Origin of the sequence: Rhodococcus sp. YH1, assembly GCF_009939605.1 — a bacterium.
Classification (GTDB): Bacteria; Actinomycetota; Actinomycetes; order Mycobacteriales; family Mycobacteriaceae; genus Rhodococcus; species Rhodococcus aetherivorans.
This window is the reverse complement of record NZ_WVTE01000055.1, coordinates 1-13404: the sequence shown is the minus strand read 5'-3', so window position 1 is coordinate 13404 and position 13404 is coordinate 1. Positions and strand designations below refer to the sequence as shown.

Sequence of the window (13404 nt, the reverse complement as noted above, 5' to 3'; positions counted from 1 at the left end):
CCACCCACTCCCAGCTCACCGCCACCGAGCAACTCGCCGCCGGCGTCACCCCCGGCCAGGTCCGCCTCGCCGTGGGCATCGAAGGCATCGACGACATCCTCGCCGACATCACCACCGGCCTCGAGGCGGTCGCGTCTTGACGGCGCGCGTCGACCGGCGCCACGTGGAGCTGCCGCCGGAGGACGGCCGTCTGGGCACGGTCGACATCGGGCCGCTGGCGCTGGAGAGCGGCGCGACCCTGCCCGACGTGACGGTGGCGGTGCAACGGTGGGGCAGGCTGTCGCCGACCCGCGACAACGTCGTCCTCGTCGAACACGCCCTCACCGGGGACTCGCACGTGACCGGCCCCGCCGGGCCCGAGCACCCGTCGCCGGGCTGGTGGTCCGGGATGGTCGGTCCCGGTGCGCCGATCGACACCGACCGGTGGTGCGTCGTGGCGACGAACGTGCTGGGCGGCTGCCGCGGCACCACCGGGCCCGGTTCGACCGCCCCGGACGGCAAGGCGTGGGGCTCCCGGTTCCCCGGCATCACGGTGCGCGACCAGGTCGCCGCCGAGGTCGCCCTCGCCGACGCGCTCGGCATCGACAGGTTCGCCGCCGTGACCGGAGGGTCCATGGGCGGCATGCGGACGCTCGAATGGATCGTCGGATATCCGGAACGGGTGCGGGCGGCCCTGGTCCTGGCGGTGGGCGCCCGCGCCACCGCCGACCAGATCGGCACCCAGACCACGCAGATCGCCGCAATCACCGCCGACCCGGACTGGCAAGGCGGGGACTACTACGGAACCGGACGGGTGCCGCGGGCCGGACTGGGCATCGCACGGCGGATCGCGCACCTGACGTACCGGACCGAGGGCGAGCTCGACACCCGCTTCGCCAACTCCCCCCAGGGGAGTGAAAACCCTTGGAACGGTGGCCGATACGCGGTGCAGAGCTACCTGGAGCACCAGGCCGACAAGCTCGTCGCCCGCTTCGATCCCGGTACCTACGTGGCGCTCACCCAGGCGATGAACCGGCACGACGTCGGGCACGGCCGGGGCGGCGTGGCCGCCGCGCTCGGATCCACCCCGGTGCCGACGATCGTCGCCGGCGTGGACTCCGACCGCCTGTACCCGCTGCGGCTGCAGCAGGAGATCGCCGACGGGCTGCCCGGCTGCGACGGGCTGCGTGTCCTCGAGTCCCGGGACGGTCACGACGGCTTCCTCACAGAGGCCGACGCCGTCGCCAAGCTCCTGTCCGAGCTCGTCACCCTCGCGCGGGGCTGAGAACCGCGTGCCGCCGGGCCGCCGAGGCCCGGCGGTTCAGCCGGTGCCGAGAGGATCGATCGAGACCGCCAGGGCGATGATGAGACCGCCCACCACGAGGAGCGCGGACACGTCGAAGGTCCGGCTGCGCACGGCGAGCACGCCGACCAGGTCCTCGGGCACCCACAGGCGCAGCAGGCCGGCGAGCAGGGTGGCGCTGCCGAAGACGAACGCACCGCGGCGCCACCGATCCGCCACGACGAGGATCACCGCCGCGGCGATGACGACCGTCACCGCCAGCAGCGGCAGATTCCGCCGGGCCAGACGCACCCAGCGCTGCGCGCCGGCCAGTTGCACCACCGGGTCAGCGGCCGGCGAGCTGTTCGGCTCGCTCGACCACGTTCGCCAGCAGGAACGCACGGGTCAGGGGGCCGACACCGCCGGGATTGGGCGAGAGGAACCCGGCGACCTCTCGGACGTCGTCGGCGACGTCGCCGCGCAGGCCCTCCGGCGTCCGGCTCACACCCACGTCCAGGACCGCCGCACCCGGCTTGACCATGTCGGCGGTGATCAGTCCCGGCACACCGGCGGCGGCGACGACGATGTCCGCGCGCCGCACCTCCGCGGCGAGATCCTTCGTGCCGGTGTGGCAGAGGGTCACGGTGGCGTTCTCGCTGCGCCGGGTGAGCAGCAGCCCGATCGGCCGGCCGACGGTGACGCCGCGGCCCACGACGGCCACGTGGGCGCCCGCGATCGGAACCTCGTAGCGGCGCAGCAGGTGCACGATGCCGCGCGGGGTGCACGGCAGCGCCGCCTCCTTGCCGAGGACGAGGCGCCCGAGGTTGATCGGGTGCAGCCCGTCGGCGTCCTTGTCGGGGTCGATCCGCTCGAGCGCGGCGTTCTCGTCGAGGTGCTTCGGGAGCGGCAGCTGCACGATGTAGCCGGTGCAGGCGGGGTCGGCGTTCAGCTCGTCGATGACCGCCTCGAGCTCCTCCTGCGTCGTGACGGCGGGCAGGTCGCGGCGGATGGAGGTGATGCCGACCTTGGCGCAGTCGTTGTGCTTGCCGCGCACATACGCCGCGGATCCCGGGTCGTCGCCGACGAGAACGGTGCCGAGGCCGGGGGTGATGCCCTTCGCCTTCAGCGCGGCCACGCGGGCCTTCAGGTCCTCGAAAATCTCGTCGCGGGTCGCTTTGCCGTCCAGGATCGTCGCAGTCACGACCGCCATTGTCTCAGGTCGTCCAGCCGGGGCGGAGACAGCCTCACCACAGCCGGTCCCGCCCCGGGCCGGGCACGCCGCGTCGGCGACTCGGCCGGACGGCCGCGCACGACGGTCCGACCCGGGAGCGGCTGCCGGCGAACGACCCGGAGACACCGACTGGCAAGCTGGATCGGTGTTCCGAGTGATGTTCCACGAGCCGTGTATCCCGCCCAACACAGGCAATGCGATCCGCATGGTCGCCGGGACCGGATGCGAGCTGCATCTGGTGGAGCCGCTCGGATTCGATCTCTCCGAACCCAAGTTGCGGCGCGCCGGCCTGGACTACCACGATCTGGCGTCGGTGTCCGTGCACAAGAACCTCGAGGCCGCCTGGGCCGCGCTGCGGCCGGAGCGGGTATACGCGTTCACCGCGCACGCGAGCGTGTCGTACGCCGCGCTCGAGTACCGGCCCGGTGACGTGTTCCTCTTCGGGCCGGAACCGACCGGACTGTCCGACGAGGTGCTCGCCGACCCGCACGTCACCGCCACGGTGCGGATTCCGATGCTGCCGGGCCGGCGCTCGCTGAACCTGTCGAACGCGGCGGCGGTGGTCACGTACGAGGCGTGGCGCCAGCACGGCTTCGCGGGCGCGGTCTGAGCCGGTCCGGCAGCGAACCCATCCACTCCGGTGGCCGCTCCGAATGCCCACCGACGCCGCGTGCGGAGCCTCGTCGTGGGGAAACGCCGCAACTGTGGGAACGTGGAACGGGGAGGTGAGACGTCGTGACTCTAGTCGTGCTGGTCGACCGCGACGGTCGGGAAGTCGGGACGGCCGAGAAGGTGGCGGCGCACCGCCCCCCGGCCCCGCTGCATCGCGCATTCTCGGCATTCCTGCTCGATGCCGACGACAACGTGCTGCTGCAGCGCAGAAGCCTGGACAAGTACCACTTCGCCGGCCTGTGGGCCAACAGCTGCTGCGGACATCCGCTGCCGGGCGAGAGCGTGCTCGACGCCGCGGCCCGGCGCAGCTGGGACGAACTGGGCGTGCGCCCGTCGGACCTGCAGGAGGTGGCCTCGGTCGTCTACTCCGCCCACGATCCGGACTCGTCGCTGATGGAGCACGAGTTCGACCACGTGGTCGTCGGACGCGTCACCACGGCTCCTCGTCCCGTTCCGAGCGAAGTGGCCGAGGTGCGGTTCCAGTCCCTCGCCGAGGTGGTACGCGAGGTGGAACAGACCCCGCAGGTGTTCGCGCCCTGGATGCCGCATGTCCTCGGCGCGGTGCTGCCGGCGCTGACCCGATAGGCCGTCAGCCGGCGGGCACGTCCGTGGCGGTGGCCCGCATCCGGGCCACACCGGCCCGGATGCGGGCCCGGACCGTCGCGACGGGCAGATCGAGGCGATCGGCGATCTGCCCGCAGGTCATTCCCTCGTAGTAGGCGAGATACAGCGGCTCACCGTGCCCGCACCCGGGCGGCGTCGCCTCGGCCGCGGCCGGGACCCCGGCGTGCGGCCGGCCGGCCCGTGAGCGGATCCGGTCGGCGGCCCGGCGGTGCGCGAGCGCCGACAGCCAGGCCAGGGGGGATCCGACCTGTGGGGCATAGCGGTCGGCCGTGTGCCACACCTGCTCGAACACCTCGCGGGTGACGTCCTCGGCGTCGGTGCCGCCGCGCACGACTCGGAGGACGATGCCATGCACCTGTGCGACGGTGAGGTCGTAGAGCGCCGCGAAGGCGGCACGGTCCTTTCCCGCGACCCGGACCAGGAGGGGCCGGAGGCGGTCGTCCCCGACCGGGCCGGACCCCTCGGTCCCCGCGTCCGGCGCGCGCTTCGGGGGCGTCGGCGAGCCCGTCGTCGCAGTCATACGAACGACTGTAGACATCCCACCCTCCCGTCGCCGGGTTCGTTTTTCCTTGCGTTGCAGGAAGATCGGACTTCGTATCAATTCGTTATACGTCGTTACGCTTCCGTGATCTTCCTGCGTCGGGCTCGACACCGGCGACGGGGATGCTCGGGACTCGCACCGCTCCGGTACACCCGGCGACACGCTCGCCGACCGGCTGTCGGGCGAACGACTCGGAGAACAGAGATGACGGCACCACGGATCCCCCACCGCCCGAAGGGCCCCTCGGCGCTGCTCGACGGCCCGCACGCAGGCATGATCCTCGCCGGCGGCGTCACGGTCGTGGGTGCGCTCGCCGCCGTGGCGGTGGCCGGCTCCGCGCTGCTGGCCGTCGCCCTCACGGCCATCGTCGCAGGTGCGGTGGCGGTCGTCGCGGCCGCGATCTGACGGCGACGAGGTGGAAACGCTCGACGCCGTCGAAGTACCGATCCGGCGCCTCGACGACGGACTGCTCGCGGCATCACTGGTACGCGCGTCCGGGCCGTTCCCCCGACGCCGGCCGCCCCACCGCGCGGTTCCGGCCGCCGACGTCTCCGTACTCGTCCCCGTCCACCTCGGACCGGACTCCGGCGCGCGCGACGCCCTCGGCCACGCCATGCGCGCGGCCGCCGAATCCCGCCGCGCCGGGCGGCTCGTGGCGGTCGACGAGGTGGGGGCCGATCCGCGGGCCTCGGCGCTGCTGGCGCTGCTCGAACCGGAGATCGTGATCCTCGCGTCCGGGATGCTGACCCGGCGGGCGGACAGCGACGTCGCGCCCACTCTCCATGCCGTGGCCGCGCACGTCGAACGTACGGGCGCCGTCCTGGTGGCCGACGGGGTCGACTCACTCCGGCACCGGCGGCGGGCACTCGAACTCGGGGCCACCCACGGCCTCGGCCGGCTGTATCCGCCGGCGCTGCGAGCCGAGCCCGCCGAGCGTTTCCCGCCGAGCCCGACGTGGAGCACACCCGACGTGGAGACGCCGACCCCCTACGCCACCGTGGCGTCCGGCCGCGTCCCGGTGCGCAGCACCGAGCATCTGCTGGCCCGGATGACCGCCACCCTGGAAGCTCACGCCGCCACCGCCGGTCCGGACACCCTGGTGCTCGGCACGTTCCGGCACCTCGACCACTTCTGCGCCTCCACCCGATCCCGCTGGTCGGGCATGGCCGGGGGCGTCGCCCACGCCGGCGCCTATGCAGTGGGAATGAAGGCCGGTGTGGAGTCCGGCGTCGTCCACACGCCCCTCGACCCGGCGGACCCGCTGGCCGAGGAGTGGAACGTCGTGGTCCTCGGGGCCCACTTCGCGGGCGTGCTCTCCGCGGTGAGCACCCACCATCGGCATCCCGCCGGGGACCGTGAGTTCGACTACGTCGTGTCCTACGACCGTCCGACCGTGGTGCGCTGCGCCCGCTCGATCCTGCGACGCGGCCCCTCCCCCGCCGCTCGGCGCGGGACCGGGTGACCGCCTCCGGGGCGACGGCCGGTCAGACCCCGGCTTCGATGTCGCGGCCGGACTGCTGCCACGCCACGGTGCCGCCGGCCACCGACACGGCGTTGATGCCGCGTCCGGCGAGATAGCTGGCCGCCTGCGAACTGCGCCCTCCGACCGCACAGATCACATAGACGGTGTCGGCGTCCGGGATCTCGTCGGCGCGGGCGACGAACTCGCTGAGCGGGATGAGCGTCACGCCGGGCACCCGCACCTGCAGGTACTCGTCGCGCTCACGGACGTCGATGACGGGTGCACCGGCGGCGAGCGCGGTGTCCAATGCGGCCAGGCCGACCTCACGCATCCTGGTCGTTCCTCTCCGGGTTCGGGGCTGGTTCCGGTTTGCCGCGCCGTGCGAGGAGCCGGACTACCACGTAGACGACGGCCGCGCACACGGCGAGAAACCCCACCCACGGTAGCGCCACCCCCAAAGCGACCACCGACCCGGCCAGCGCCGAGCGCAACGCGTCCCATCCGGCGAGGACTCCGTCCCAGAAGCTGTCCCGGTCCGCGCGGCGCTCTGCCGAGATGTCCACGGTCAGGGTGGACAGCTCGATCTGGTCGGCGAGGTAGCGCTGCTGGGCGACGAGGCCGTCGAGTTCGCCCTGGCGCTGCGCCAGCGCGTTCTCGGCCTCGATGAGGTCGGCGGTGCTCGCGGCCGAGGCCATCAGTGCGCGCAGCCGGTCCACCGACGACTGCAGGGCCGCGATCCGCGCCTCGAGATCGGTGTACTGGAGCGTGACGTCCTCGCGGGTGGTCGTCAGGCTGGTCACCTCGCCGAGACCGCGGATGTCCTCGATCGTTCCGGTGAGCCGGTCCGCCGGCACCCGGACGGTCAGCATGCTGCCGGCGCCCGGCTGCTCGGTGACCGAATCCACCCGGCCGCCCGCGGCCTCGACGAGCGTCACCACCTGTCGTCCGGCCGCGATCGGATCGTCGGCACGCAGAACCAGGTGCCCGGTGACGATCTCCTTGCGCGCGGTGGCCTGCGCGTCCGCGGGCGCGGATTCGCGGGTGCCGTCGGACAGGGAGGGCTGCGGCGGCGCCCCGTCACCTGGCCCACCGTCAGCCGGCCCCTCGCCGCCTCCGGCGCATCCGGCCAGGAACCACGCGAGCAGGGCGAGCAGGAGCACCAGGGGGCGTCGCATGCCGCAGGATGCTAACGGAAGTCGCGGGACTTTCCGATGATGCGCAGATCCATGCGCTGCAACCGGTCCGCCACCACCGTCACCGCTCCCTCCGCGTTCTGCACCCGCCCGCGCACGAGCAGCGCCGGTGCGGTGTGCGCGAGCGTGCGGTACCGCGCCCACAAGCCGACGGAGCACACCACGTTCACCATCCCGGTCTCGTCCTCGAGATTGAGGAACGTCACGCCCTCGGCGGTCGCGGGACGCTGCCGGTGCGTGACCGCGCCGCCCACGAGCACCCGGGCCCCGTCGGGGACCTGCAGCAGCCGCGCCGCCGGCACGACGCCGAGCGCGTCGAGCTGCGGCCGCAGGAACTGGGTGGGGTAGCTGTCCGGGGAGACTCCCGTCGCCCACACGTCCGCGGCGGACAGTTCGACATCGCTCATGCCGGGCAGCGCGGGGGCCTGCGTCGAAGCGCCGACGCCGGGTAGCCGGTCGGGCCGCTGCGCCGCTGCGGCGCTCGCCGACCACAGCGCCTCCCGGCGGGTGATGCCGAAGCACCCGAGGGCGCCGGCCGTGGCGAGGGCCTCGGCCTGGGCGGTGCTCAGCTCGACGCGCCGGGACAGGTCCGGGAACGACGTGTACGGGCCGTGCGCCGTGCGCTCGGCGACGATCCGTTCGGCGAGCGCGTCACCGAGGTGGCGGACCGCGCCGAGGCCGAGACGCACCTCCCGGCCCCGGTTCTCGGTGGTGGCGTGGGCGAGGCCCACGTTCACGTCGGGCCCGTGGACCACGACACCGTGACGGCGGGCGTCGGCGACGAGGGACTGCGGCGAGTAGAACCCCATCGGCTGCGCGCGCAGCAGGCCCGCGCAGAACGCCGCCGGATGATGCAGCTTGAACCATGCGGAATAGAACACCAGGGCGGCGAAACTCTGCGAATGACTTTCGGGGAAACCGAAATTTGCGAAGGCATAGAGCTTCTCGTAGATGCGGTCGGCAACGTCGCCGGTGATGCCGTGCCGCTCGCGCATGCCGTCGTAGAGCCGGCCGCGCAGCCGTTCCATCTTCGCGGTGGAACGCTTGGCCCCCATCGCGCGCCGTAACCGGTCGGCCTCGGCGGCCGTGAACCCGGCGGCGTCGACAGCCATCTGCATCAGCTGTTCCTGGAACAGCGGGACCCCGAGGGTGCGTTTCAGGGCCTTCTCGAGGCAGGGGTGGTCGTAGGTGACGGGCTCGAGCCCGTTGCGGCGCCGGATGTACGGGTGCACGGACCCGCCCTGGATGGGACCGGGCCGGATGAGCGCCACCTCGACCACCAGGTCGTAGAAGACGCGCGGCTTCAGGCGCGGGAGGGTGGCCATCTGCGCGCGGGACTCGACCTGGAACACCCCGACGGCGTCGGCACGGCGCAGCATCTCGTACACCCCCTCCTCGGCGAGGTCGAGACGAGCGAGATCCACCGTGATCCCCTCGTGCTCGGCGACGAGGTCGATCATGTAGTGCAGCGCGGAGAGCATGCCCAGTCCGAGCAGGTCGAACTTGACCAGTCCCGCGGCCGCGCAGTCGTCCTTGTCCCACTGCAGCACGGTGCGGCCCGCCATGCGGGCCCATTCGACGGGGCACACGTCGGCGACGGGACGGTCGCAGATCACCATCCCGCCGGAGTGGATGCCGAGATGGCGCGGCAGGCCCTCGACCTGGGCGGCGAGCTCGAGGACGGGCGGGGGGATGTCGGTGTCGGTCTCCTGTTCCACGCCGTGCCACCGGGTGACCTGCCGGCTCCAGGCGTCCTGCTGGCCCTGCGCATAGCCGAGGGCCCGCGCCATGTCGCGGACGGCGGACTTGCCGCGGTAGGTGACGACGTTGGCGACCTGGGCGGCGTGCATGCGCCCGTACTTGGCGTAGACGTGCTGGATGGCTTCCTCGCGGCGGTCGGATTCGATGTCGATGTCGATGTCGGGGGGGCCGTCGCGCTCCGGGGAGAGGAATCGTTCGAAGAGCAGCTCGTTGCGGACCGGGTCGACGTTGGTGATGCCGATGGCGTAGCAGACGGCGGAGTTGGCGGCCGAACCTCGCCCCTGGCAGAGGATGTCGTTGTCCTTGCAGAAGGTGACGATGTCGTGCACCACGAGGAAGTAGCCGGGGAAGTTCAGCCGGCCGATGACGTCGAGTTCGTGCTCGATCTGCCGGTAGGCCGCCGGGTTGTCCTCGGGGGCGCCGTAGCGGTGCCGCGCCCCGCTCAGGGCGAGTTCGCGCAGCCGGCTGAGTTCGGTGTGCCCCTCGGGTACGTCGAACGGGGGCAGGTTCGGGGCGATGAGCCGCAGGTCGAAGGCACAGTCGCGGGCGAGTTCGGCGGCACGACGGACGGCGCCGGGGTGGGCGGCGAACAGTCGTGCCATCTCGGCGCCGGAACGCAGGTGGGCGCCACCGGTCGGGAGGAGCCGCCCCGCGGCCTCGTCGAGACTCTGCCGGTCGTGGATGGCGGCCAGAGCCGTCGCCAGACGCCGGCGGTGCGGCGTGGCGTAGTGGGCCGCCGTGCTGGCGATACACGAAAGGCCTTGATTGTCGGCAAGTTCCGCGAGCAGCGCGTTGCGCTCGTCGTCCTCGGGGAGGCCGTGGTGAGTGAGCTCGACCGTGACACGATCGGCGCCGAAGCGCTCGACGAGGTCGCGCAGTGCCGTCCCCGCCGCCTCGGGCCCCCCGACCTCGAGTGCCCGGCGGACGTGTCCGCGGCGGCAGCCGGTGAGAATCTGCCAGTGCCCGCCGGCCGCACCGGTGAGCGCGTCGTAGTCGTAGCGGGGCCTGCCCTTCTCCCCGCCCGCCAGGTGCGCGGCGGCAATCTCGCGGGACAACCGCCGATACCCCTCCTGCCCCCGCGCAAGGACCAGCAGGTGCGTCTCGTCCGCCGATCCGGCATCGAGGGAGAGCTCGGCACCGAACACGGTACGCATCCCCAGCTCGCGGGCGGCCTCGGCGAAGCGCACGACGCCGTAGAGGCCGTCGTGATCGGTGAGCGCAACGGCTTCGAGGCCGAGACGCACCGCCTCCTCCACGAATTCCTCGGGGCCGGAAGCGCCGTCGAGGAAGCTGAACGCCGAGTGGGCGTGCAGTTCGGCGTAGGGCACGGTAGGCCCGTCGGGCGGCCGGACACGCGGTTCGTACTCCCCCCGGGTGCGCGACCAGGCGGGACTGTCGCTGCCGTCACCGGGGAACTCCGCGTCGCGCCGGGGCCGGCCCGACAGCACGCGTTCGAGCTCCGACCAGGTCGGCGGGCCACTCCCCCACCCCATCCGTCACCGCCTTCGGGTCGACCTCCTGCGCTCATCGTACATATGTTCGATTGGCCGGCCGACCACCCGCGGACGACGGTCACCGCCGCAGTTCCGCCGACGTCTCCAGCCGCCCCAGTTTGTGTGGGTTGTTGATCGCGTAGAGGCGGGTGATCCGGCCGCCCTCGACCACCAGACTCACTGCAGCGGCAGCGCCCTCGACCTCGAATCGTGCGCCCGGCATCCCGTTGAGCCAGGTGCCGGCCGCCACGAAGCCCGGGGCCTTGGCCAAGCGGATCAGCAACGCCGCCAGTTTCTCGGCTCCGGCGATCGGCTTCCGGGCAGCCGGCACCACCCCGCCGCCGTCGGCGATCGCCACCACGTCCGGGGCGAGCACCTCCATCAGAGCCTGCATGTCCCCGTCGAGAGGGCAGTCATGAACGTCTCGACGACTGCCAGCTGCTCGGCCGGGTCCACCCGCATCCGCGGCCGCCGCGCCGTGACATGCCGGCGGGCACGGTGCGCGATCTGCCGGACCGCGGCCGGGGTCTTACCCACCACCTCGGCGATCTCGTCGTACGGCGTATCGAACACCTCACGCAGCACGAACACTGCCCGCTCGACCGGACCGAGGGTCTCCAGCACGGTGAGCATCGCGATCGAGACGCTCTCGGCGAGCTCGGCGTCCTCGGCCACATCGGGACTGGTGAGCAGCGGCTCGGGCAGCCATTCCCCGACGTACTCCTCGCGTTGCCGCGCCAGTGCCCGCAGCCGGTTGAGCGCCAGCCGAGTGACGATCCGGACCAGATAGGCCCGTGCGTCCCGCACCTCCGTCCGGTCCACGTCGGCCCACCGCAGCCACGTCTCCTGGACGACGTCCTCGGCGTCGGCAGCAGAGCCGAGCATCTCGTAGGCGACGGTGAAGAGCAGGTTGCGGTGGGCGACGAACGGGTCGTCGGTCATGCCTTCGACGCTACGGCGAGCGGCGCGAGGTTGCAGGCGGCGGAAAACCCCTGCGACTCGATGCCGAGTGCAGTGTTGGAGCGGGTCATGAAGTTCGTCAGCGCGATGTACGCGGTCAGCTCCACCATCGCGGCCGGACCGAGCGCCTCCAGCAGCCGGGCCGACAACTCGTCGGTGACCGTCGGCGGGGTCTGCGTCATCGCCTCGGCGTACTCCATGACGTCGCGCTCCAGCGGCGTGAAGACATCCGACTCGCGCCACCGCGGCACCTCACGCGCCTTCGCCACGTCCAGCCCCTTGTTGTGGGCATGGAAGTAGCCGAGGTCCAGACAGAAGCTGCATCCGACCAGGCTGGCCACCGCCATGTGGGCGAACGACTTCAGGTTCTCGTCACACCGGTCCCACTTCTGAATCCGGCGACCGACCCCGAAGCTGAAGTTCAGCACTTTCCGGTTGTGCCACATCACCCCCACCGCCTCGGGCACGTCGCCGAGCATCCTTCGGGACATCCGCTTGACGAGCGCGCCGTAGATGCCGGTCAGCTCCGCCTTCGGGATCCTGGTGCTGCTGGTCATGATTCCTCCTTCGGTTATGTGCTCTCGGCATGGAGACACCGGCCACGAATCGAATGTGACATCCGAGCCGGAAATCGTTGCCGCGGGCGGCCGAACCGAGGAGGACGAATATGCACGCGGCCGGCGGCAAGCCGATCGAACCACCGCGAAGAGGACACCATCGAGCACCTCATCGCCCGGGTTCGCGCCGGACAGGGCCGCCAGGCCGTCGAGGACTCGCCGAAGGAAGCCGCCGAACCCCACCGCTTGTTCCCTGGGTGGTCCGTCACCGCCGATGCGGTGAGGACTTGCCGGCGGCGACGGGGTTGTGCGCCGGATAGGCGTGGACGAGCGCAGTGGACAGTTTCGGCACCGCATGGGTGAGGGTGTGTTCGGCCTCGTGCGCCAACCGGTGCGCGTCGGCCAGGCTCGTGTCGGCATCGATGTCGAGTTCGACGTCGGCATGCAACCGGTGCCCGATCCACCGCATCCGCACACTGCGCACGCTGCGCACGCCGGGCTCTTCGGACAACGATCTTTCGGCGGCATCGACGAGTTCGGGATCGATCCCGTCCATCAACCGCCGGAACACATCCCGCACCGCGGTGCGCAGGACCACGAGGATCGCGACGGTGATGACCAGTCCGACGATCGGGTCGGCCAGCGGGAACCCGAGGGCCACGCCGCCGGCGCCGAGCAACACGGCAAGGGAGGTGAAACCGTCGGTGCGAGCATGCAGCCCGTCGGCGACCAGAGCGGCGGAGCCGATCCGGCGGCCGACGCGAATGCGGTAGAGCGCGACGAGTTCGTTGCCGACGAATCCGACGAGCCCGGCCAGGGCGACCCATCCGAGTTGCTGGATCGGGACGGGGTTGATCAGCCGACGCACCGCCTCGACCCCGGCGACCACCGCGGACAGGGTGATCATCGCGACCACGAACAGCCCGGCCAGGTCCTCGGCCCGCCCGAACCCGTAGGTGTAGCGACGGGTGGCGGCCCGGCGGCCGAGCGCGAACGCGATCCACAGCGGAATCGCCGTCAACGCGTCGGAGAAGTTGTGCACCGTGTCCGCGAACAGCGCGACCGACCCGGAGACGGCGACGACAGCCAACTGCGCGACCGCGGTGACAACCAGCGCGACCAGGCTGATCTTGACCGCCCGGATACCGATTTCGCTGGACTCGAGCGCGTCGTCGACACTGTCCGCCGCGTCGTGACTGTGCGGAGCGAACACCTCCCGCACCGCGGCACCCCACCGGCCACCGCGTTCGTGCCCATGCCCACGACCGTGGGTGTGGCTGTGGGTGTGAGTTGGCGGTTTCGGCGCGTGGCTCATGCTCGGCCACCTTCCGTGCGTGCCGGTGCGGGATCGACGCCTCGCTCGGCATGCAGAATCCGCAGATCGTCGCCGGTGCGGTGATGACCGGGAACGCCGGGCCCGGCATGCTCGGCATTGAACACCGCGTCGGTCACCAGTTGGCGGACGTGATCGTTCTCCAACCGGTAAATCACCTGGGTGCCCTCCTTCCGAGTGCGCACCAGCCGCGCCATGTCCATTTCGCGGCCGTCGATGGTGCCGGAGCCGGTGAGATCGATGCGTCGCGTGACGGTGGGTGTGCCGAGATCCTCGGGGGAGGTCGGTTCCCCGGGCACCGGCGCGCTGGGCGCGA

Annotated in this window: 14 protein-coding genes and 2 pseudogenes; 6 read left to right on the top strand and 10 right to left on the bottom strand. The window is 71.8% G+C overall.

Features of this window, described 5'->3' with window-relative positions:
* Together AIIKEEIJ_RS06205 and metX are read left to right on the top strand one after the other, a co-directional pair.
* On the top strand, positions 1-140 hold a 140-nt coding region (locus tag AIIKEEIJ_RS06205), incomplete at its 5' end, for a PLP-dependent transferase (RefSeq protein ID WP_202916636.1).
* Positions 137-1264, top strand: coding sequence for a homoserine O-acetyltransferase MetX (gene metX, locus AIIKEEIJ_RS06200; protein WP_029544736.1), 1128 nt, complete (start codon positions 137-139; stop codon positions 1262-1264). The genes AIIKEEIJ_RS06205 and metX, both read left to right, overlap by 4 nt.
* A gap of 36 nt (positions 1265-1300) precedes the next feature.
* Here the strand turns inward: metX and AIIKEEIJ_RS06195 are convergent, their stop codons facing one another.
* A complete protein-coding gene (locus AIIKEEIJ_RS06195) occupies positions 1301-1603 on the bottom strand; it encodes a DUF3017 domain-containing protein (RefSeq protein ID WP_050035499.1) in 303 nt (100 codons plus the stop codon).
* Positions 1604-1607: 4 nt separating this feature from the next.
* Positions 1608-2462, bottom strand: coding sequence for a bifunctional methylenetetrahydrofolate dehydrogenase/methenyltetrahydrofolate cyclohydrolase (locus tag AIIKEEIJ_RS06190; protein ID WP_338020912.1), 855 nt, complete (start codon positions 2460-2462; stop codon positions 1608-1610).
* A gap of 175 nt (positions 2463-2637) precedes the next feature.
* On the opposite strand from AIIKEEIJ_RS06190, the gene AIIKEEIJ_RS06185 reads away from it, so the two are divergent.
* Positions 2638-3102, top strand: coding sequence for a tRNA (cytidine(34)-2'-O)-methyltransferase (locus AIIKEEIJ_RS06185; protein WP_050035501.1), 465 nt, complete (start codon positions 2638-2640; stop codon positions 3100-3102).
* A 125-nt stretch (positions 3103-3227) separates the two neighbouring features.
* A complete protein-coding gene (gene idi / locus AIIKEEIJ_RS06180; protein WP_044476485.1) occupies positions 3228-3749 on the top strand; it encodes an isopentenyl-diphosphate Delta-isomerase in 522 nt (173 codons plus the stop codon).
* Between the two features lie 4 nt (positions 3750-3753).
* On the opposite strand, the gene AIIKEEIJ_RS06175 is transcribed toward idi, so the two are convergent.
* The gene (locus AIIKEEIJ_RS06175) at positions 3754-4308 is read right to left on the bottom strand and encodes a sigma factor (protein WP_050035502.1); all 555 of its coding nucleotides are present in this window, start codon (positions 4306-4308) and stop codon (positions 3754-3756) included.
* 225 nt (positions 4309-4533) lie between these two features.
* On the opposite strand from AIIKEEIJ_RS06175, the gene AIIKEEIJ_RS06170 reads away from it, so the two are divergent.
* Together AIIKEEIJ_RS06170 and AIIKEEIJ_RS06165 are read left to right on the top strand one after the other, a co-directional pair.
* Positions 4534-4734 carry a hypothetical protein gene (locus tag AIIKEEIJ_RS06170; protein WP_029544747.1) on the top strand — a complete coding sequence of 67 codons (201 nt, stop codon included), beginning with the start codon at positions 4534-4536 and terminating at the stop codon, positions 4732-4734.
* 10 nt (positions 4735-4744) lie between these two features.
* Positions 4745-5791, top strand: a complete 1047-nt coding sequence (locus AIIKEEIJ_RS06165; RefSeq protein WP_050035503.1) for a DICT sensory domain-containing protein — start codon at positions 4745-4747, stop codon at positions 5789-5791.
* A gap of 22 nt (positions 5792-5813) precedes the next feature.
* Here AIIKEEIJ_RS06165 and AIIKEEIJ_RS06160 read toward each other — a convergent pair whose 3' ends face one another.
* The 7 genes and pseudogenes from AIIKEEIJ_RS06160 to AIIKEEIJ_RS06130 all read right to left on the bottom strand — a co-directional run.
* Positions 5814-6122, bottom strand: a complete 309-nt coding sequence (locus AIIKEEIJ_RS06160; RefSeq protein ID WP_006945846.1) for a rhodanese-like domain-containing protein — start codon at positions 6120-6122, stop codon at positions 5814-5816.
* Positions 6115-6966 (bottom strand): DUF4349 domain-containing protein, encoded by an 852-nt coding sequence (locus AIIKEEIJ_RS06155; protein WP_006945844.1) that lies wholly within the window; start codon positions 6964-6966, stop codon positions 6115-6117. Before AIIKEEIJ_RS06155 ends, AIIKEEIJ_RS06160 begins: the two co-directional genes overlap by 8 nt.
* Before the next feature lie 11 nt (positions 6967-6977).
* Positions 6978-10238 (bottom strand): error-prone DNA polymerase, encoded by a 3261-nt coding sequence (locus tag AIIKEEIJ_RS06150; RefSeq protein WP_065922364.1) that lies wholly within the window; start codon positions 10236-10238, stop codon positions 6978-6980.
* 79 nt (positions 10239-10317) lie between these two features.
* Positions 10318-11180: pseudogene (locus AIIKEEIJ_RS06145) on the bottom strand (RNA polymerase sigma-70 factor).
* A complete protein-coding gene (locus AIIKEEIJ_RS06140; protein ID WP_029544755.1) occupies positions 11177-11755 on the bottom strand; it encodes a carboxymuconolactone decarboxylase family protein in 579 nt (192 codons plus the stop codon). Before AIIKEEIJ_RS06140 ends, AIIKEEIJ_RS06145 begins: the two are co-directional and overlap by 4 nt.
* Before the next feature lie 265 nt (positions 11756-12020).
* A complete protein-coding gene (locus AIIKEEIJ_RS06135; RefSeq protein WP_050035505.1) occupies positions 12021-13070 on the bottom strand; it encodes a cation diffusion facilitator family transporter in 1050 nt (349 codons plus the stop codon).
* Positions 13067-13404 (bottom strand): annotated as a pseudogene (locus tag AIIKEEIJ_RS06130) (hypothetical protein); the annotation flags it as partial. The gene AIIKEEIJ_RS06135 and the pseudogene AIIKEEIJ_RS06130, both read right to left, overlap by 4 nt.

Excerpts from the sequence above, each read along its gene's own strand:
- AIIKEEIJ_RS06175 (WP_050035502.1), bottom strand. The coding sequence starts at position 4,308 with ATGACTGCGACGACGGGCTCGCCGACGCCCCCGAAGCGCGCGCCGGAC.
- AIIKEEIJ_RS06170 (WP_029544747.1), top strand. The coding sequence starts at position 4,534 with ATGACGGCACCACGGATCCCCCACCGCCCGAAGGGCCCCTCGGCGCTG.
- AIIKEEIJ_RS06160 (WP_006945846.1), bottom strand. The coding sequence starts at position 6,122 with ATGCGTGAGGTCGGCCTGGCCGCATTGGACACCGCGCTCGCCGCCGGT.
- AIIKEEIJ_RS06155 (WP_006945844.1), bottom strand. The coding sequence starts at position 6,966 with ATGCGACGCCCCCTGGTGCTCCTGCTCGCCCTGCTCGCGTGGTTCCTG.
- AIIKEEIJ_RS06150 (WP_065922364.1), bottom strand. The coding sequence starts at position 10,238 with ATGGGGTGGGGGAGTGGCCCGCCGACCTGGTCGGAGCTCGAACGCGTG.
- AIIKEEIJ_RS06140 (WP_029544755.1), bottom strand. The coding sequence starts at position 11,755 with ATGACCAGCAGCACCAGGATCCCGAAGGCGGAGCTGACCGGCATCTAC.
- AIIKEEIJ_RS06135 (WP_050035505.1), bottom strand. The coding sequence starts at position 13,070 with ATGAGCCACGCGCCGAAACCGCCAACTCACACCCACAGCCACACCCAC.